Source organism: Picosynechococcus sp. PCC 7117 (assembly GCF_001693275.1).
Lineage (GTDB): Bacteria > Cyanobacteriota > Cyanobacteriia > Cyanobacteriales > MRBY01 > MRBY01.
The window spans coordinates 512924-532504 of record NZ_CP016477.1 but is presented as its reverse complement, the minus strand read 5'-3'; the positions used below and the strand labels follow the sequence as shown (position 1 = coordinate 532504).

The 19581-nt window shown below is 49.6% G+C and carries 17 protein-coding genes; 9 read left to right on the top strand and 8 right to left on the bottom strand.

The features are described 5' to 3' along the window. The first annotated feature begins 49 nt into the window (after positions 1-49). Positions 50-1267 (top strand): site-2 protease family protein, encoded by a 1218-nt coding sequence (locus tag AWQ22_RS02495; protein WP_062432214.1) that lies wholly within the window; start codon positions 50-52, stop codon positions 1265-1267. Between the two features lie 84 nt (positions 1268-1351). Continuing rightward, entirely contained in the window at positions 1352-1840 is a 489-nt protein-coding gene (locus tag AWQ22_RS02490) for a DUF1499 domain-containing protein (RefSeq protein ID WP_065710079.1), read from the top strand. Positions 1841-1935: 95 nt separating this feature from the next. Here the strand turns inward: AWQ22_RS02490 and AWQ22_RS02485 are convergent, their stop codons facing one another. The 6 genes from AWQ22_RS02485 to AWQ22_RS02460 form a co-directional block, all read right to left on the bottom strand. Then, positions 1936-4461, bottom strand: coding sequence for a glycogen/starch/alpha-glucan phosphorylase (locus tag AWQ22_RS02485; RefSeq protein WP_030007095.1), 2526 nt, complete (start codon positions 4459-4461; stop codon positions 1936-1938). A gap of 299 nt (positions 4462-4760) precedes the next feature. Next, positions 4761-4973, bottom strand: coding sequence for a DUF2839 domain-containing protein (locus AWQ22_RS02480; protein ID WP_012306112.1), 213 nt, complete (start codon positions 4971-4973; stop codon positions 4761-4763). A gap of 109 nt (positions 4974-5082) precedes the next feature. Then, positions 5083-5715, bottom strand: coding sequence for a VWA domain-containing protein (locus AWQ22_RS02475; protein WP_012306111.1), 633 nt, complete (start codon positions 5713-5715; stop codon positions 5083-5085). A gap of 170 nt (positions 5716-5885) precedes the next feature. After that, positions 5886-6992 (bottom strand): N2,N2-dimethylguanosine tRNA methyltransferase, encoded by a 1107-nt coding sequence (locus tag AWQ22_RS02470; RefSeq protein ID WP_084448948.1) that lies wholly within the window; start codon positions 6990-6992, stop codon positions 5886-5888. Between the two features lie 8 nt (positions 6993-7000). Then, a complete protein-coding gene (locus tag AWQ22_RS02465; RefSeq protein ID WP_065711607.1) occupies positions 7001-8461 on the bottom strand; it encodes a pitrilysin family protein in 1461 nt (486 codons plus the stop codon). Between the two features lie 85 nt (positions 8462-8546). Continuing rightward, positions 8547-10151, bottom strand: a complete 1605-nt coding sequence (locus tag AWQ22_RS02460) for an Hsp70 family protein (protein ID WP_065711606.1) — start codon at positions 10149-10151, stop codon at positions 8547-8549. A gap of 152 nt (positions 10152-10303) precedes the next feature. Here AWQ22_RS02460 and AWQ22_RS02455 point away from each other — a divergent pair, with 152 nt between their 5' ends. Beyond that, the gene (locus tag AWQ22_RS02455; RefSeq protein ID WP_065710078.1) at positions 10304-11161 is read left to right on the top strand and encodes a TlyA family RNA methyltransferase; all 858 of its coding nucleotides are present in this window, start codon (positions 10304-10306) and stop codon (positions 11159-11161) included. A 15-nt stretch (positions 11162-11176) separates the two neighbouring features. Here AWQ22_RS02455 and AWQ22_RS02450 read toward each other — a convergent pair whose 3' ends face one another. Both AWQ22_RS02450 and AWQ22_RS02445 read right to left on the bottom strand, forming a co-directional pair. Further along, a complete protein-coding gene (locus AWQ22_RS02450; protein WP_065710077.1) occupies positions 11177-11572 on the bottom strand; it encodes an FHA domain-containing protein in 396 nt (131 codons plus the stop codon). A gap of 369 nt (positions 11573-11941) precedes the next feature. Further along, positions 11942-12256 carry a P-II family nitrogen regulator gene (locus AWQ22_RS02445; protein ID WP_012306104.1) on the bottom strand — a complete coding sequence of 105 codons (315 nt, stop codon included), beginning with the start codon at positions 12254-12256 and terminating at the stop codon, positions 11942-11944. Positions 12257-12923: 667 nt separating this feature from the next. On the opposite strand from AWQ22_RS02445, the gene AWQ22_RS02435 reads away from it, so the two are divergent. The 6 genes from AWQ22_RS02435 to AWQ22_RS02410 all read left to right on the top strand — a co-directional run bounded on the left by AWQ22_RS02435 (position 12924) and on the right by AWQ22_RS02410 (position 19562). After that, positions 12924-13166, top strand: coding sequence for a hypothetical protein (locus AWQ22_RS02435; protein WP_030007089.1), 243 nt, complete (start codon positions 12924-12926; stop codon positions 13164-13166). A 363-nt stretch (positions 13167-13529) separates the two neighbouring features. After that, positions 13530-14642, top strand: a complete 1113-nt coding sequence (locus AWQ22_RS02430) for a sodium-dependent bicarbonate transport family permease (RefSeq protein WP_065710075.1) — start codon at positions 13530-13532, stop codon at positions 14640-14642. 381 nt (positions 14643-15023) lie between these two features. Continuing rightward, positions 15024-16475: a circularly permuted type 2 ATP-grasp protein gene (locus tag AWQ22_RS02425; protein WP_065710074.1), complete on the top strand. Its 1452-nt coding sequence runs from the start codon at positions 15024-15026 to the stop codon at positions 16473-16475. Positions 16476-16547: 72 nt separating this feature from the next. Next, a complete protein-coding gene (locus tag AWQ22_RS02420) occupies positions 16548-17498 on the top strand; it encodes an alpha-E domain-containing protein (RefSeq protein ID WP_030007086.1) in 951 nt (316 codons plus the stop codon). 45 nt (positions 17499-17543) lie between these two features. Continuing rightward, positions 17544-18428: a transglutaminase family protein gene (locus tag AWQ22_RS02415; protein WP_065710073.1), complete on the top strand. Its 885-nt coding sequence runs from the start codon at positions 17544-17546 to the stop codon at positions 18426-18428. A gap of 243 nt (positions 18429-18671) precedes the next feature. Beyond that, a complete protein-coding gene (locus AWQ22_RS02410; protein WP_065710072.1) occupies positions 18672-19562 on the top strand; it encodes a mechanosensitive ion channel family protein in 891 nt (296 codons plus the stop codon). The last annotated feature ends 19 nt before the right edge of the window (positions 19563-19581 follow it).

The following is a 19581-nucleotide window of genomic DNA, read 5'->3' as shown; positions in this document are numbered from 1 at the left end:
ATGATCACAGTGACTCTCACCATCGTCGCCGATTGGTCTTGTACGTGCTATGCAAAAAAACTGGCAAGTGGGATCACTGTTTGGGATTCCGTTATATCTAGATCGCTCTTGGTTTGTAATTTTAGTTCTCATCACGGCGGTGGATGCCAATGACGTCCTCGGACAGGGGTTTGTGCAATCTCCCCTAGTGGCTGTGGGGCTGGGTTTTGCCATGGCTTTACTGTTGTTTGGCTCCGTATTACTCCACGAATTGGGCCATAGCCTCGTGGCCAAGTCCCAGGGAATCAGCGTCAAATCAATCACCCTCTTTCTCTTTGGGGGGGTAGCCTCCATCGACCGCGAGTCCCAAACCCCCTTGGCGGCCTTTGCGGTGGCGATCGCCGGGCCATTGGTGAGCTTTACGTTATTTGGTTTGTTTTGGGTGCTGTGGCAATATGCTCCCCTCGGCGGCGCGGGTACTTTTTTGGTGCGGGATCTGGCTCGGTTAAATTTGGTCTTGGCGCTGTTTAACCTAATTCCGGGGCTGCCTTTGGATGGAGGGCAAATGTTTAAGGCCATCGTTTGGCAATGGACAGGCGATCGCCTCAAGGGAATTCGTTATGCCGCTGCCAGTGGAAAATTATTAGGCACAGTGGCGATCGCCTTTGGGCTATTGGCGGTATTGTTGGTTGGTGAATTAGGGGGATTATGGTTGGCGCTGATTGGCTGGTTTGTATTGCGCAATGCCGATGCCTATGAACGCTTGAGCGATCTCCAAAATCTTCTTTTGACCCTGACCGCCGAAACAGCCATGGGCCGCGAATTTCGGGTGGTCAATGCCCATTTGTCTCTACGGGAATTTGCTGAACAGTACCTTGTGCTGTCGCCCCATCCCACTCGCCCCACCTATGCCAGTTCCGAAGGTCGCTACCGGGGCTTAATTCGACCCAAGAGCCTCCATCGCCTTGAGCGTAGCCAGTGGGATCAGTTGGAACTCATGGCGATCGCCATCCCCCTAGACAAAATTCCTTCCGTCACTGAACAGGACAACCTCGCCACGGTGATCTGTGCCCTCGAAACCCTCGAAGAACCCTTTATCACCGTGCTTTCTCCGGCGGGGGCTGTGGCGGGGATCATCGACCGCGCGCAAATCGTCCAGGCGATCGCCAAGGAATACAACATCAACCTGCCCGCCCAGGAACTCCAACGGATTCGCAGTGAGCGGGTCTATCCCAATGGTTTTCCCCTCGTGGAAATCGCCCAACAACTGCAACCCTCTGAAAGTTGAAAGATCAACGCAATGGCCATGAACCCAACGGTATGCCTGGATTTTGTCTAGCATAGGGAATGTTGTTTTAAAAATTCTTCTAAGATGCTGAGCCGTTTTTTGATTCTTTGCCTTGCTCTCTGTCTCTGGGCTGTATCGCCACTGCCAAGTTTTGCCGCTTCCCCCTTTGCCGGCGAACGACCAACGGATTTAGGTGTCGAAGCTGGACACCTCGCGCCCTGTCCTAGTACGCCTAATTGTGTGGTGAGCCAGGGCGGTGATGGGGAACATCAAATTGCGCCGATTCCCTACGCCGGCGATCGCCAACAGGCCTACCAAGCCGTTGTTCAGGTTCTCGGAGTTGTCCCCCGCACAGAAATCATCACCCAAACAGAAAACTATCTCCGGGCCGAATCTCACAGTCGTTTATTTGGCTTTGTGGATGATGTGGAATTTTACTTCCCCGAAACAGAACCAGTGATTCAAATGCGCTCAGCCTCCCGTCTTGGGGAATCAGACCTGGGCGTTAACCGTCGCCGCCTCGAACAAATTCGCCTCGCCCTTCAGGATTTAGGCATTGCCCAAAATTCTTAATGTGAGCACGAAAAAAGTGGGCCGCCATCGTGACCCACTTGCTTGCTTAGACGATTTTTTCAGTTGCCATCGAACAGGCGATCGCCGTTAAAAATCTACAGCTTGACTGAAACAGGTTTAGCACACCAGATTTCTTTGACATACTCATCAATGGTACGGTCAGAAGAAAATCTGCCTACCCGCGCCGCATTTAGGATCGACATCCGTGTCCACCGTTCCGTTTCTGTATAAGCATTAGCCACATCCTGTTGACGTTCAACGTAGGATTCATAATCCGCCAACAACACATATTGATCGTTGTACAACAGAGAATCCACAATCGGTTTAAACATCTCCGTGTCCCCATGGGAGAAATCACCACGGGCAATCCGGTCAATGACGCCTTTGAGTTCCGCATTATTGTTGTAATAATGCAGCGGGTCATAGCCGCTGGCCTTGAGATGGGAAACTTCTTCCGCCGTGAGACCAAAGAGGAAGAAATTATCGGCTCCCACTTCCTCACGAATTTCGATATTTGCTCCATCCAGCGTCCCAATGGTCAGAGCGCCATTCATCGCAAACTTCATGTTGCCGGTTCCAGAGGCTTCTTTTCCAGCGGTAGAAATTTGTTCCGAGAGGTCTGCTGCTGGATAGATTTTCTGGCCGAGGGAAACATTAAAGTTCTCCATAAAGACCACCTTGAGGCGATTGTGGGTATCGGGATCATTATTGACCACCTCTGCCACAGCATTCACCAATTTAATGATCAATTTCGCCATGAAATAGCCCGGTGCAGCCTTACCACCAAAGATCATCGTCCGGGGCACCATATTGATCGCCGGATTATGCTTAATGCGGTTGTAGAGGGTGATGATAAACAACACATCCAGCAGTTGGCGTTTGTATTCGTGGATGCGCTTCACTTGGATATCGAAAATCGAATCCGGATTAATTTCGATACCGTTGTGATGCTCGATGTAGCTGGCCAGCTTGACTTTATTTTGATGCTTGATTTCGCGCCACTGACGACGGAACTCTGGATCATCTACAAATTCTTCGATGCGTTGCACCTGTTCTAGGTTTTTGATCCAACCAGTACCGATCTTGCTAGAAATCAGATTTGCAAGTTTGGGATTGCACTGGCGAATCCAACGACGGGGGGTGACGCCATTGGTCTTATTGTAGAATTTCTCCGGCCAGATGCGGGCAAATCCCTTCAGGGTGTCGGATTTCAACAATTCCGTGTGGAGGGCGGCGACCCCGTTAATCGCATGGCTACCGACGCAGGCCAGGTTCGCCATCCGGATCGATTTTTGGGGATATTCCTCGATGATGGACAGCTCTTGAATGAGAGCATCGAGGTCATCGTGGTCGGCGTACCAGGTTTTGAGATTTTCAATAAACCGGAAGTTAATTTCGTAAATGATCTCTAGGTGACGGGGCAGGAGCTGCTCGAACATCTCCACGGGCCAACGCTCAAGGGCTTCGGGCATTAGGGTGTGGTTGGTGTAAGCGAGGGTTTTTTGGGTGATGTACCAAGCCCGATCCCAGGGGAGACTATGTTCATCAATGAAGAGGCGCATCAACTCGGCAACGGCGATCGCCGGATGGGTATCGTTGAGTTGAACGGTGTAGAAATCGAAGAAATTATCCAGATTGGGCTGTTTCTTCAGGTGCGCCCGGATCATATCCTGCAAGGAAGCGGACACAAAGAAAAATTGCTGTTCTAGGCGCAGTTGACGTCCCTGGGGGGTGTTGTCGTTGGGATAGAGCACCTTAGAAATATTTTCCGAAGAAATTTGGTTAGCGACCGCTCCGTCATAATCCCCGGCATTAAAGGCCTCGAAGTTAAAGCCTTCATCTTCCGCTGCCATCGCACTCCAAAGACGGAGAACATTAACAGTATTGTTGCTATAGCCCGGAACTGGGGTATCGTAGGGCACTGCTTTAACGCGGCGGGCTGGCACCCAGACAGCACAGGGGTAGCCCTTATCGCAGTGGTAAATCTCAGTGTGGCCCCCAAAGGGAATTTCCAGGGCCTCAGCTTGGCGACAAATTTCCCAAGGATTACCGTTACGGAGCCATTTATCGGGCACTTCCACTTGCCAACCGTTGCGGATGTATTGGTGGAAAATACCAAATTCATAGCGAATCCCGTAACCAATGGCTGGAATTTCGAGACAGGCCAGGGAATCTAAAAAGCAAGCGGCGAGACGACCCAGGCCGCCATTCCCTAAACCGGGATCAACTTCTTCTTCGAGAATATCTTCGAGTTTAATGTTGCTTTCGGCGAGCATTTCGGCGACGGTTTCGTAGATTCCGAGGCTGATGAGGTTGTTGCCCAGGTACCGTCCCATCAAAAATTCTGCGGAAAGGTAGCAAACCGTTTTTGCACCCGTGTTGAGGTAAGTTTGCTCGGTTTGTTTCCACCGTTCTAAAAGGCGATCGCGGACAACATTTGCGAGCGCAACGTAATAATCGCGTTGTTGGGCCGCATCTTTATCACTTCCGGCGGAATAGAAAAGGTGATCGAAAAACGCACGGCGGAGACTTTCTTTGTCCATCCCCGTGCGATCGCCACTCCCCCCAAGGGAAGGGAGGCCATGGGAATTAGTCGCAGAGGTAGAAGGTTGTGTTTGCACAGTAAGTTATCACTCCTAACAAAATAAACGAGGGTCGCGGGTTTGTAGCATTGCAGTGGTAGGGGACGTTCCCGTAGTCTGACAACGCGCATGATTCAGTCAATGATTTTAATTAATGGTCAATGGTGAAAATTTCTGTACTGCTACGGCCCACCGTTGTACTGCTATTTTGCAGTCTGTCCTCATAATCATGCAAAAGAATCGTTAATAGAACATGACATTATCAGGACTTATGAATTTCTTTAGCGAAAGATGTCGAAATGTTCTGGAGAACGGATGTTGTAAAGCGTCCTTTGCTTTTAGTCAACGGCCCACCAACCGAAGCCAGGGCCAATAATTCGCACGGTAAGCCACAGTACAACCATGAGACCAATGCCAATCCAGGCACCTTTGGTGGTCAGATTATAAGCTTGTTCTGCTTGGGTTTTGGTGAGGGGTAACCAGGGGTAAATGCGCTGTTCTTTACCATAGTTTTCCCCCATGGATTTCTTGCGGCGCTTTGCTTCTCCCATTGTTTTTTTGTCCTAACTGTTTGAATGGCTTGCATTGTGGGTACTGCGATCGCCATCATATCAAAGTGACCCTCGGCGATCGCCCTTATGGCAACCAATTTAAAGCAACTTAATCAATTAAGGCCTTCAGCAGCACTTCCGGGAGAGACATGGCCGTCATTTCATCGATGGTGATGGTATCGACAATATCAAACTTCGCCCCGGCCTGACCTAGTTGATCATCGAGGGCTTTGAGATAGGCCTTAGCCTTACGGTCTTGGCCCACTTGAATCAGCGAGATCCCGATTTCTTCATCCCGCTCAATTTTATTGGCGGCATCGATAATCACCCGCATCACGGCTTTACTATCGTCCGGCTCCCCATCGGTAATCACCAAAAATGTTTCACCGTTGGGTTTGGCTTCCCCTCGTTCTTTCCGTTGGAAATAGTTATCGAGGGCATCTTGCAAAACTGCCGCCAAGTCCGTCCGTCCCATGGGCTCATTTTCAGCGTAAACTTGGGTCACTTTATCGGCAGTGACATTGTCATAACGCCGGAATCGCCCTGAAAATAAGTAGACCGTAATGCCATCGGGGTCAATTTTTTCGCAGGTTTGGGCAAGGGCAAGGGTAGAGTCTTGGGCTGCATCCCAGCGGGTTTTGTCAGAGGTGGGCAGATCGCAGGTGTACATACTGCCGCTTTTATCGATGATGAGGGTGTAGTCGCGATTTTCGACTAAAGAAATTTCTGCAAGATCTACCATGGGCCTTCTCCGTCACAGGTGGGGTTTTGGGGTTCCCCCTGCTTTAGCCTAGCGAATTTCTCCAGAAAAAACGGGCTCAGTAACAATAGTTTTTGGACATTTCACAACAAATAAAGTTTGGGTGACATCCTCCCGACACTGAATTCAAGATTACAGGGTTAAACGACAATTTAAGATGCGCCTAACTGGATGGCGATCGCCTTAATTTTTTCCATTGGCGCATCGGTTTTTAGCGCTTGGGGATTAATGTGGGTGCGACTGGCTTGGAAACCTTGCGCCTGGAGACTGTTCAGTAGCGAATCTAATTTCGGCAGATCGATTTTGGCCCGGGCACCAATCTCTTTTAACGGGAAAAAATAGGGGGGTAAATCATTTTCTAAGGCCATCGTTTCTAGAACCTTTACCACATCCTGCCAGTGCCAGCGTTGGGCGATCGCTAACATTTGCCGTAAATAATCCGGGTGGTGCAGCTTGCCTAACCACATCGGGCCACTGAGGGTTAAGGGCAAATCGTCATGGGCACAGGTCGCCTGGGACAGTTTGCGCCAAGAGGGTAAACCATAAGTGCCGCAGTGGTGACAATAGCCGAGGAAGCCGTAGTTTGTCTCCGTGAGGATGGGTTTGCGGGTCAAACGGGCCATAATCCGGCAAGTATCCCCCCAAAAAAACGAAAAAATTGGTTCAATCCCGAAATTTCGCTGGGCTGCCTGTTGGGCAAGGCTCCCTAACAAGAGGCGTAGGCCCTGTTCCTGGACGGCGGGATGCGATCTCCCATAGGCCCCATATTGTCGCAAGGCTCGTTGCGGTTCCCGGCCACTGTAGGTTCGACCATCGGTGCTAGTCAGGTACATCAATCCGCCCAGGGTCGTCACGGTGAGGGCATCCTGGACGAAGGCTGACCCAGAGCCAAAGGCATCAAAATCAACCAGCTCATAGCGATCGCCCATTAAAGACCGTTCCAAGCAAAGCTGCCGCAGGGAAAGCACACTAATGCACCGTTGGGCCGCGGGAATTCGCCGCAAATTCGTGGTCAATGTCTCCAGGAGATCTGGGTTTCCTTCATTGGCCCAGACCCAATCGGCTTGGGCTTCTTGGTAGTATCGGAGCGATCGCACCCCCGTCGCTGATAGGCCATCTAGAACCCGCAATTGCCCTTGATTTTGCCGATAGACTGCCGCCGCTAATACCCCTAAATCTCGCACAATGCGGCTGTGGGCCCGGTAGAATCCCCCATCTACCTGAAATTGTATCGACCGCTCTTCAACCAGTTGCACCACAACGCCACCTACTCAGGGATGGTGATGTCAACAGGTTTAATCGTCTCAAACAGACTGCTTAGGGGAGGATCCATGGCGGCGGCATTGCCCACCACCAACACCGTTAGTTGTTCCGGTTTGAGGTAGGTTTGGGCCACCCGTTGCACATCTTCAATGGTGGTTGCTTCCACTTCCCGTTGGTACTGGAAAATAAAATCTTCCGGGTAGCCATAGTACTCGTAGCGCATGAGGCGAGACAGGGTTTGACCTGGATCTTCAAAATTAAAGACAAAGGAATTCAGAATCGAATCCTTGGCATAGGCGAGTTCGGCGGGGGTAATCAGTTCCGTTTGTAGTCGCTTGATTTCCCCTTTCATGGCCGTGATAAAGGGCACCGTCGCCTCGGTACGGGTCGATCCCCCGGCGATAAATTGACCATCGTAGTCATAACGGGGACTCCACACGCCATATACAGAATAGGCGAGGCCCTGGCGGGAGCGAATTTCGTTAAAAAGCCGCCCCCCAAAGCCATTAATCACACCATTCATCACAGAGAGTTCTGGATAATCAGGGTTACTCAGTTGTCCCCCCTGGTGGCCGATCAAGATGCTGCTTTGGGTCAGTTGGGATTGATCAACGAGGAAAGCGCCGCTTTGAGCGGGTTGGGTGACAGCGGTTGGAGCAAGATCAGGACTGGGACTGGGGTTACGCCAGGGGCCAAATTTAGCGGCAATTTTTGCTTTGGTGGCTTCTACGTCGATGTCACCGACAATGCCAAGGATCATTTGGTCAGGGCGGATATAGCTGCGGTAGAAGTTAAATAAATCGACCCGGTCAATGTTATCGAGGGTGGCATATTCGACGGTGCGGGCGTAGGGGCTATCGGCACCGTAGATCAGCTTGTCAAATTCCCGGGCGGCGATCGCATCGGGTTCATCGTTACGGCGGGCAATACCTCCGGCGGTTTGTCGTTTCGCGAGATCGAGTTTGTCCTGGGGAAAGGCAGGTTGCTGGAGCACTTCGGCAAACAGATCAAAGACGAGTGCAAAATCTTCCTTGAGAGCACTAAAAGAAGCACTGCCAGAAGCTTCTCCAATGCTGGTCTCAATGCTGGCAGCCCGTTGTTCAAGGATGTTATTTAAGGTGTCAGCGGGATGTTTGAGGGTGCCCCCACTGCGCATCACAGTGCCCGTAATACTGCCCAGGCCCACTTTGTCGGCGGGTTCCAGGCGTGAGCCAGTGCGAATCACCATGGAGCCCCCCACCAAGGGCAGGGTGTGATCTTCCATGAGATAGACCACCATCCCGTTTTCTAGTTCGTAGCGTTCGTAATCGGGGAGGGTGATTTCTGGTAGGGGAGGAAATTCTAACTCACTGTAATCTTTGGGGGTAAGGGCGATCGCCGGACTGGGGAGCAGTTGTACCGTCACTAAACCGACAAAAAATAAAGTCCAACCGCGTCGGTATAATTTCGAGACCAGGAGACGCATCTTCTTGAGTTGGGGATTTTTCATCGATTTTGTGAGATTGAAGGGCTTCTATGGATTTTAGCAGGGCTGTCCTGGGGATGGGCAGCTAACTCAACTCGGCAACTTTTTGGTTTTCAATGAGGGTGACATTGCGCAGTAGATCCTCGACGGTGACCCGCAAGGTGCGATCGCCATCGACGAGGAATTGCAACTTAATGCGGTCGGTACCGGGATAGCCCACGGGATCCAGTTTGGCAATGGTGCGCGCTCCATCCCGGTCATTGAGGGGTTTAACGTTGGTTTGGTTGGCTCCCAGTTGTTGGGTCACGAGGCGATCGCCATCGAAATAAACCTCCGTGCCGCTGCTTTGCTCCCCCAGTTCGCCAACGATTAGTTCAATGCTGGGCTGTTGATCCATCGATGCCCCTAGAGTGATTTCCAGCGGTTCCGTCATCGGGTAGGGTTGACCTTGGTTAATAATCGGTTGCCAGTCGTGGCGATTATGGCGGCGATTCCAGTAGCGGATACCGTAGCTGTGGTAGAGAAAATCTTTGAGTTCAAATCCCTGGGCCAACTGCAACGCCCCCCAGGCGATCGCCCCAAAGGGATTATCTCGTTTAATTTTTTCCGGGGGGAAATAGCCCTCTAGCCAGCTTTGCACTAGAGGAATTTGGCTCGTGCCTCCGACTAGGAGTACCGCTTCGATGTCCTCTTTGCCGACACCGTTACGGCGGGCCTGTTGTAAGACCTGGGCCAGCAAATCATCGAGTTGGGCAAGGAAGCCTTGACTTTCTAAAATCTCCTCAAAGGCCGACCGACCCAGGCTTAACTCATAGCTCTCAAAGGTTTGGTCGTTGTAATAAATCTCCGTTGCCTTAGTCTTTTGGGACAGGGCAATTTTCAACCGTTCAACTAAGCGTAAACTCAGGGCATCCTGGGGCAGATTTTGTTGGGTCTGGAAATGTTCAAAAAGCCAATTATCTAAATCGGAACCACCGAGATTTTTACCTGCTTTCGCCAGCACTTTTGCGGTTTTGACCTTTTGGGTTTTGCTTTCGGCAAAGGATTTGCGGCCCCACTTCAAAATAAAGCCCGTCGGTTTACTTTGGCCCTGGGCCAGGTTGAGATCCACAAGGGAAAAGTCTACGGTTCCCCCCCCAAAATCCACCACGAGAACTCTTTTTAAATCTTCGGCCAAGGCCCCATAACCCAAGGCGGCGGCGGTGGGTTCGTCCAAAAGCTGAATTTTTTCAAGTTCTGGCAACTGCTCACAAAGCCGACTCAGCCAACTCCGGTAGGCTTCAAAACTATCGACTGGCACGGTTAAAACGAGGCTATCGAGGGGTTCACCCTGGGCTTTGAGTTGGGCAAAAATGCCGTTGAGGAAATATTCCCCCATCTTCTCGAAGGTGATTTTTTCGCCATCTAGTTCCGGTAAAAAACCTTGGATTGCGGTGCCAATGCCCCGTTTAAAGTTGCAGAAATAGCGGGGATCGGGGGCGCGATCTAAACCGCGATCGCCAATGGCTTGACCGATAACGACTTTTTGGTCGGCGGCATTTTCGATGTACAAAAGGCTGGGGATCAGCGGTGGATTCGGGGAAATGCGTTGGGAAAGACCCTGGAGTGGCAGAATTTCTGGGGCTCCTTTGGCGGCATTCCACCGGGTCACTAGGGTATTGCTCGTCCCAAAATCCACTGCGATCGCCATAATGATTTCGTGATTTTCTTGAAAGCTAAACTGGACAATTTTTGTATTGTATCGAGTTCGACGGTTTCCGGTCGCCCTGGCCCAATCATTCCCGAAAGCACCAGACACCCAGTAGACTAAAACAGCAGCGGTGGCATTGGGGAAGAAAAACTTTGGCCAAACAACGATTAGACCTCCTGTTGGTGGAGCGTAAACTGTGCGAGTCTCGGCAACAGGCCCAACGGGTAATCCGGGCCGGAGAAGTCAAAGTAAAACAGCAGATTGTGGATAAACCAGGCACTTTGGTTCCTGCGGATGTGGACATTGAAGTTCAGGCGAAACCGCCCTTTGTGTCCCGGGGAGGCGAAAAACTAGCCAAGGCGATCGCCCACTTTCAAATCACAGTCAAAGATCGCATTTGTCTAGATGGCGGAATTTCCACCGGTGGCTTTACCGACTGCCTCTTACAAGCCGGTGCCCAACAGGTTTATGGCATTGATGTGGGTTACGGCCAAGTCGCCTGGAAGATCCGCCAAGATCCACGGCTCATCCTCCGGGAGCGCACTAATTTTCGCCATCTGACCCCAGGCGATCTCTACCCAGAAGGCACAAAAAAGCCGACCCTAGGGGTGATGGATTTATCTTTTATTTCCCTGACGAAGGTTTTGCCTACCCTCTGGAGCCTTCTGGATGAGCCGAAGGAAGTGATCCTGTTGGTTAAACCCCAATTTGAAGTGGGACGCGCCCAGGTAGGAAAAAATGGCGTTGTTCGCGATCCCCAGGCCCAGGCCCAAGCAATCTTTGCGGTACTAGAAGCCGCCCAAAAACTCGGTTGGCATCCCCAAGGGCTGACCTATTCGCCGATCACTGGCCCCGCCGGAAATGTGGAATATCTGCTGTGGTTAAGTACAGATACTCCCCAAATTGACCTTGATTTAGAGGCCCTAAAACAACTCACCAAAACGGCGATCGCCACCCTCAGCAGGCCAGCGAATCCAGACGGATCGACGACGGCAAATATTACCGAATAAATTTAAGATTACGCATTAGAATTGCGCGAAGGTTTCCCGGGACGGATCTGGGTTAGAGGACTTTTTCAAGCGTTGTTCCTTGCTTGCCGCTTCCCCTTCACTGAGTTGTTTCCCTTGGATGCGCACAAGAATTTTTGGCCCAGAGGTTGCCAAACGGAAAATCAGACCATCCTTAGCCACACATTGCTCGACCCGTTGATCCTCTATATAAGTACCGTTGGTGCCGAGATTAACAACTGACCACTCTTCCCCCTCCAATCGCAGTTCAACATGGTGGCGAGAAACGACTGCACTGTAGAGAACCACATCATTATCGGTTGAACGGCCAATACTGATCGTGGTTTCGGTCTCAAAAGACCAATTTTGCATCGGAGTAGCTTGGATGGGATGAAGTAAGGTCAGAATAATCACGGATTAACAAGGGTTTGCGGATGGGGCACGGCACTAGAAAAAACGAAACTTTTAGAGATGCGGCTCGTGAAATAAAGACTTTTGACCCTATTTTACCCTTAAGGGTAGTCGAACTTACCGATTAGATTATCTTTCCTCGCCCAAGATGATCTCAGAAAATTTGATGTCCGTAACACTGATGAGATCAAGAAAATCAAAGAAGAAACACCACACTTGATCCTTGACATTAAAAAACCCCCTACGGTTGTGTGGAGCACTGCTGCTATCCGTCGCTGTAGAGGGCTTGACTGTGGTGATGACGTTTGATGAGGGAACGATTAGCTGTGACTGACAGGGTTTTCTGCAATATTCAGCACTTGGGAAGTCAGCCTAAAATTTGTGCGCGTACAGTACCTCCGCGTCGCAGATGTAAGTGATCCCTGAATAGTCATCGAAAAACTGGGCGGCAACCTCATCCGAAATCTTTAGAGCCATCTCTCGACTAGCGGTCAGTACCTCAATTTTTACATTCGAGGAAGTGTCAGAGACGTTGGGCTGTCCCGATGAGCGCACGTTGCGGCTCCCTTTACCGCCGGCGGGCACCACCGTGTAACCGGTTGCTCCAACACCATCGATAATTTTGGCGATTTTTTTGAGTAATAATTTTTCCGTAACGATGACGAGCTTAATGGCTTGCTGAGTCATGGGGGGTTCCTCTTGACGCGTGATGTATGGCGAGTCGAAAAAAATTGTCGCTTTTCTATTAAAAATATGGGTTGCGACAATCAAAGACAAGACTCTATGGTTTTGTCTTAAACCATATTTTTAAGTCTATGCCAAAGGAGACTCTCTGTCGGAAAGGATTGATTTAGATTAATCGAAGCATTTTATAAAAAACGCTTATCCCTTTAGTGCCGCGATCGCCTTTTAATCACTGGTTTTAACGCTGTTTGCAATGGAACCCGTCAAATCCCAATTCATCGTCTAACGACAAGCCAGCCCTTGAGAATCACCCTCGTCACAGCAGATATTTTTCTAACGGATGTTGGCTTTGTAATTTGACCCAATTCACAAACACAGATCCAGGGATTTAGACTCAATTCATAAGCTTAGATTATCAAAGAATTCAGCAAGTTTAAGGCGATTTTTGACAAAAAAGGCCACTTGTTGACCCGGCATTGTATAGACTAAAAAACATGGCATTCACTCAATCCATAGGTTTATTTCTATGGATTGAGCTTACTCAACTATTTAAAAAATTTAACTTGAAGTCGCCATGGATATTGCATTGGTGGTCGTTGGCTACGTTCTCTGTTTTAAACGGGCATGTGATTGTTCGGAAATACATACAAACAGCATGGAGTAAAAAGCAATGAAAAAATTTGACGCGAGACCATCGCAACCCACCTTAAATGCAGATGAGGGGTGGGTAGTGCAAGTGTATGGTAGTGACCGCCGCTTACTTTGCGTTTTAGAGCCTTCCCACGGTTGGATGTTTTTGATCGGTTGTGGGGTTGGTTTACTGCTTTCTGTTATCTGGGTGAACATTGCCCCTTACAGTCCCCCTTTAGAAAGTCCTGCACCTGAACAATCTCCTGCTTTGCAAGTGGACTGAATTCTCCCCTTGGAGGCACTCGAGACAGCGCAAAGTAAATCAAAGGATTGTTTGGTTGCACAAACAATAGGCGATCGCCATTTACTTGAACACCATTCACCTTAACTAGGAGCAATGAGAGCAATAGAAAAGAAAAACTTATGAATCAAATTTGACATTGCGTATCAAGTTGATGCTAAAAATTGAGATTTTCAGGATAGACTTAAGCACATAGAAAATTGGGTATTGATAGAGCCAAATCTATAAAAGCCCAATAACAGATTTTCGCATCGTACCCGCGCTGTAGGTGTAAAGCCCTGCAGCCTTACCTATTCAAAGCTCACAATTACCGCTCTTCATGGGAGGAAGCGGAAGGAGGTATTCGTGGATTTTTTGTCCGATTTTTTGACGAAATTTGGGTCGCAGTTGCAGTCCCCAACGCTCGGCTTTTTAATGGGTGGTATTGTCATTGCTGCCTTCGGTAGTCGACTCACCATTCCCGATGCAGTGTATAAGTTCATCGTCTTCATGCTGCTCATCAAAGTCGGTTTGAGCGGCGGTATTGCCATCCGTGGGGCAAATCTAGCGGATATGCTATTACCTGCACTGTTTGCTGTGGCGACAGGAATTCTGATTGTATTTATTGGGCGTTTTACCCTCGCTAAACTGCCGGGCATCAGGACAGTCGATGCCATTGCAACCGCAGGTTTGTTTGGGGCTGTGAGTGGCTCGACCCTTGCGGCTGGGATCACGGTCATGGAAGGGCAAGGTGTTTTCTACGAACCTTGGGCAGCAGCACTCTATCCTTTTATGGATATTCCCGCCCTTGTCACAGCGATTGTGGTGGCGAGCGTTTATAAAAGCAAAAAACGCGAGGTTGAAGCCGATAGTTTCAGCAAACAACCCGTTGCCGCTGGTGAATATTCTGGTGAACCCGTTTATCCCACCACGAGGCAGGAATATCTGGATCAAAAGCGTGATAAGCCGACTAATCGGGTTGAAATTTGGCCCATTGTTAAGGAAAGTCTCCAGGGTTCTGCCCTATCAGCATTGTTGCTCGGTCTTGCTCTCGGTTTGTTGACTCGGCCGGAAAGTGTCTTTGAAAGTTTCTATGAGCCCCTCTTCCGTGGTTTTCTTTCGATTTTGATGCTGGTGATGGGGATGGAAGCTTGGTCTAGGCTTGGGGAACTGCGCAAAGTTGCTCAATGGTACGCTGTCTATGCGTTTATTGCGCCGCTACTCCATGGATTTATTGCCTTCGGTCTCGGCATGATCGCCCACTATGTTACCGGGTTCAGTCCTGGTGGTGTTGCCCTCTTAGCAATTATTGCGGCGTCTAGTTCGGACATCTCCGGGCCACCTACTTTACGGGCTGGGATTCCGTCGGCTAATCCTTCTGCTTACATCGGTTCGTCTACGGCCATCGGTACTCCTGTGGCGATCGCCATCGGCATACCACTTTTTATCGGCCTTGCCCAAGCAACCATGGGTGGCTGATCTAAAATCGGTCATCGTCAAATAATCCAGAATTTCGATCATGGCCTGCATTGTCTCCGGTCAATCGTCGGGCGATCGCAAAAAATAAACACTAGAAAGTCGGGGTTTCGCCTCGGCTTTTTTTGTTGCAGAGGTCAAAGTTTTGGCTTCAGAGGAGATTCCACTAGGGTTTAAGCGAGCGAGAAGGGTGTCTTTTGGGAAGCTTGATTTTTGTGAAGTCTTTGGTAGCTGTATGACTTGTTACAGCTTCAGTCGCTCAATGCTTGATACATCTAGCTAGCTGGGACGATTTAAGCACAGAAGGCAGTGGTCTGTTTGGCGATCGCCTGAACTGTAGCTTGATCTTTGGCCCCACTTCACAGCAGGTTCGAGGGTAATGGCATGGTAAATAGTCTAGAAGGTTACAACCCCGGAGATTTTTATGATGAGCTTTTTGCGGAGCAGGGGATACCACGACCAGCCGCAGCGGCGTTGATTCAGCATATTGGCAAGTTCCCCCTCAGTACCCTGGAGCAACAACAGAAATCGGCGCAAAATATGCTGTTTAAGTTGGGTGTGACTTTTAATGTTTACAGCGATAACCAGGGGACAGAGCGGATTTTTCCCTTTGATGTGATTCCCCGGATTATTGCCCAAACGGAGTGGGATTGGCTCGAAAAAGGCTTACAACAGCGCATTGAAGCGTTAAATCATTTCCTTGACGATATTTACAATGAACAGCGCATTATCAAGGATCAAGTGATTCCGCGCCATGTGGTGGAATCGGCGTCGGGCTACCTAAAACCTTGCATCGGCCTCAAACCCCCCAAGGGTAAATGGTGTCACATTACGGGTACTGATTTGGTGCGCGATCGCCAGGGTCAATGGTACGTCCTCGAAGATAACCTCCGCTGTCCGTCCGGGGTTTCCTACGTTCTCGAAAATCGTCGGGTAATGAAAAGTCTTTTTCCGAGCTTTTTTAATACCCTAAAGATTCAACCCGTCGATGACTATCCGGGGCAACTGCTGAATCTGTTAATGAATTTGGCCCCCGATCACATTGCCGATCCCTGCGTTGTGGTGCTGACACCAGGCATTTACAACTCTGCCTATTTTGAACATTCTTACCTCGCCCAGCAAATGGGCTGTGAGTTGGTCGAAGGGCGCGATCTGGTCGTGGTGGATGGCTATTTACAGATGCGCACCACCAAGGGATTGCAACGGATTGATGTGATTTATCGGCGCATTGATGATGACTTTTTAGATCCGTTTGTTTTTCGCTCGGATTCGGTGCTTGGGGTGCCGGGCCTGATGGAAGTCTACCGCCAAGGACGGGTGGCGATCGCCAACGCGCCAGGAACAGGGATCGCCGATGACAAAATGGTTTACGGCTACGTTCCCCAGATGATCCGCTACTACCTCGGCGAAGACCAAATTTTGCCCAATGTCGAGACTTATTTTTGTGAAGATCCCCAGCAGCAATCCCATGTGTTGAACCATTTAGACGAGCTTGTGGTGAAGGCCACCGATGCCTCCGGGGGCTATGGGATGTTGGTCGGCCCCCATGCCAGTCCCAGTGAACGGGAGCAATTTAAAGGCTATATCAAAGCTAACCCCAGAAAATATATCGCCCAACCCACATTATGTTTATCGCGGGTGCCAACCTTAATTGATGGCGCATTTGTCGGCTGTCACGTGGATCTGCGGCCTTTCATCCTCAACGGTGGCGATCGCACCTATGTTAATCCTGGTGGCCTGACCCGTGTCGCCCTCAAACAAGGCTCCCTAGTCGTCAACTCATCCCAAGGGGGCGGCAGCAAAGATACCTGGGTGATTAATACCAAGGCCGCCTAAAAAAATTACGCCAAACTGCAAACTCCCTACTACACCCTATCCCTAAGCAAATTCGAGGAGTAAAGATCCACCATGTTGAGTCGTGTTGCTGATTCTATTTATTGGCTCAATCGTTATGTCGAACGGGCCGAAAATGTCGCTCGCTTTGTGGAGGTCAATTTAACCCTCTTGTTGGATACGACAACCACCACCAACTACTGGCAAGCTCTGATCACCACCACAGGAGATTCTGCTCTATTCCGCGAGTCCTATGGCGAAGCCACCAGCGAAAATGTCCTGCAATTTTTAACCTTTGATCAGAACTACCCCAGTTCAATTGTGTCCTGTCTCAAACGGGCGCGGGAAAATGCCCATGCTGTCCGGGCCAATATTTCTTCTGAAATGTGGGAACAGCTCAACGAGCTTTATCACACAGTACAACGGGCCGCGAGTCAGCCCATGACCCTAGAGGAGCGCTATCAATTTTATCCCGCCATTCGCATGGGGAGTCATCTGTTTGCGGGCATTATGGAAGCGACAATGTCCCACAATGAAGGCTGGCACTTTGGCCAGTTGGGGCGTCTCCTGGAGCGGGCAGATAAAACAGCGCGAATCCTTGATGTGAAATACTTTATCCTCTTGCCTTCCTTGCAGGATGTGGGGAGTCCTTTAGATAATTTACAGTGGATTGCTCTACTCAAATCTGCCAGTGCCTACGAGATGTACCGCAAACGCCAACATCGGATTACCCCAGAGAATGTGGCTGCTTTTTTGATCTTGGATGCACAGTTTCCCCGGTCGATTTGTTTTTCGTTGCTCGAAGCCCAAAAATCTCTCCATTGCATTGCCGGGACTCCCGTTGGGAGCTGGAGTTGCTCTAGTGAGCGCTCCCTTGGTCGCCTCTGTTCTGCGTTGGATTACATGACGATGGATGAAATTTTTGACCAGGGCCTCCATGAATTTCTTGACGATCTTCAGAGTAAATTGAATCGCGTTGGTCAGGATATTTATGAAGATTTCATCGCCGTCCCCCTGGCGGTTTAGTTTGAATGAGTTTGAATTAACTGTTTACTTTTTTAGGCCTGTGTTGTGCGCTATCAGATTACCCATTCGACCCTCTACACCTATAGTCATCCCGTAGAACTGGGCAGTCATTGTGTCAAATTATGTCCACGCACCGATGGCCAGCAACGGCTCCGGCAGTTTCACATAGAAGTTGACCCGCTACCCCGACAGCACACCCGCCTCCTGGATCCAGATGGCAACGTGGCAGATCGCTTCTGGTTTGATCCGCAACCTGTACAGTCCCTAAAGTTCGTCACAACGGCAGAGGTGGAAGTCGTCTGTCAGAATCCCTTTGATTATCTTGCGGCTCCCTGGGCGATCGCCTGTCCCTGGGACTACCCCAGTTCCCTCGCCCTCAGACTTTATCCCTACCGACAACTCACAACTCCCCATCCCCGCGTCGTGGAGTTAGCCCAGGATCTCTTGCACCAAGTAGAAGGGAATGCCGGCCTCTTTGTGAGCCAACTGACCCAGCGCATCTATGAAGATTGTCGCTATATCCATCGCCTTGAAGGGGCACCCCAACTCCCTGGGATCACCCTCAGCCAGCGGACAGGTACTTGCCGTGATTTTGCCTTGTTATGGGTTGAGGCCTGTCGAATCGCTGGTCTAGCGGCGCGGTTTATCAGTGGCTACCAACGGGGCGATGAAACCACAACCCAACATGAACTCCATGCCTGGGGAGAAGTGTATATGCCGGGAGGTGGCTGGCGTGGCTTTGATCCCACCTTAGGTTTAGCGGTCACAGACGGTCATATTGTCGTCGCCGCAACGGGAGATCCCCGACGGGCGGCCCCTGTATCAGGGGATATCCAGAGTCCCTTGGGGCGACCCCAGACGAGCTTGGTCTGCGATATTCGTCTGGTTGATGATGCGCTTTTTTCCCAAACACAATCACAATCGCAATAATGCTCTAGGGTCTATCATCAGTTAAGCCAGAGGATGGCATTAGCGAATCATTTCTATATGCCAAACCCCGTTAACTTGACAGCTTTACGGAAAGCTTTCACCATGAAATCGGTTCAGTTAGCTTGAGCAGAATACTTTTTATTTTCTCTCAGTACTGATGGCATTGTTGCCAATCCTAAAATTTTTGTTGAATTATTCTCCTGATTATATTGAGTTTCACTACAAACTGAAGCCACACATTTTATGAGCCAAATTACAGAAACCATTATTAACAGTCTACAAGCCATTTTAAGTATCGGTATTCAACGAATCCCTGGCTTGCTAACTGGAATCATTATTCTATTTTTAACAAGGTATTGCTCGGAAATTTTCCAGAAAATAACCAAAGAAGTTACCGCCAAAACCATCAAAAATCATTCACTACAAATTCTGGCTGACAAAGGCGTTTATGTGGGGACATGGGTTTTAGGTGTTTTATTTGCCTGTGTAGTCGCTTTTCCTGGCCTGAGTTTAGGGGATATTGTTGCCACTTTAGGGGTGGGTTCAATCGCCATTGGTTTTGCGTTTCAGGATATCGTCAAAAACTTTTTTGCGGGGATTATCCTACTGGTTGAGGAGCCTTTTCGCATCGGTGATGAAATTGCAGTCAGTGATTACCAAGGTATTATTGAAGATATCAGCATCCGCACAACGAGCATTCGCACCTATCAGGGGGAAAAAGTCTTGTTACCAAATGCCAGCGTGTTTACTGATGCGGTAATGGTGAAAACAGCTTATCCTAATCGGCGCACTGATCTCGGTGTGGGGGTAGATTACAATACGCCCCTGCCAATGGCCAAGGATTTATTACAGCAAACGATTTGTGATTTGGATGGCGTTTTAGCACAGCCTGCCCCCGAAATTGATCTCGTCAGTTTTGGCGATAGTTCCATTGACTTTATTGTCCGCTATTGGACAATGCCTAAACAAAAAGAAGTTCGTCGCGTCCAAACCCTGGCAATTATTAAGATCAAAGAAGTATTCGACGCAGCTGATATTAATATCCCCTATCCTATTCGCACTTTATATTATTACAATCAGGATAAATACAATGATTATTTGCCCAGCCAATTACCTGCAGGAGATGATACTTAGAAAGCTGATTTGAAAACCG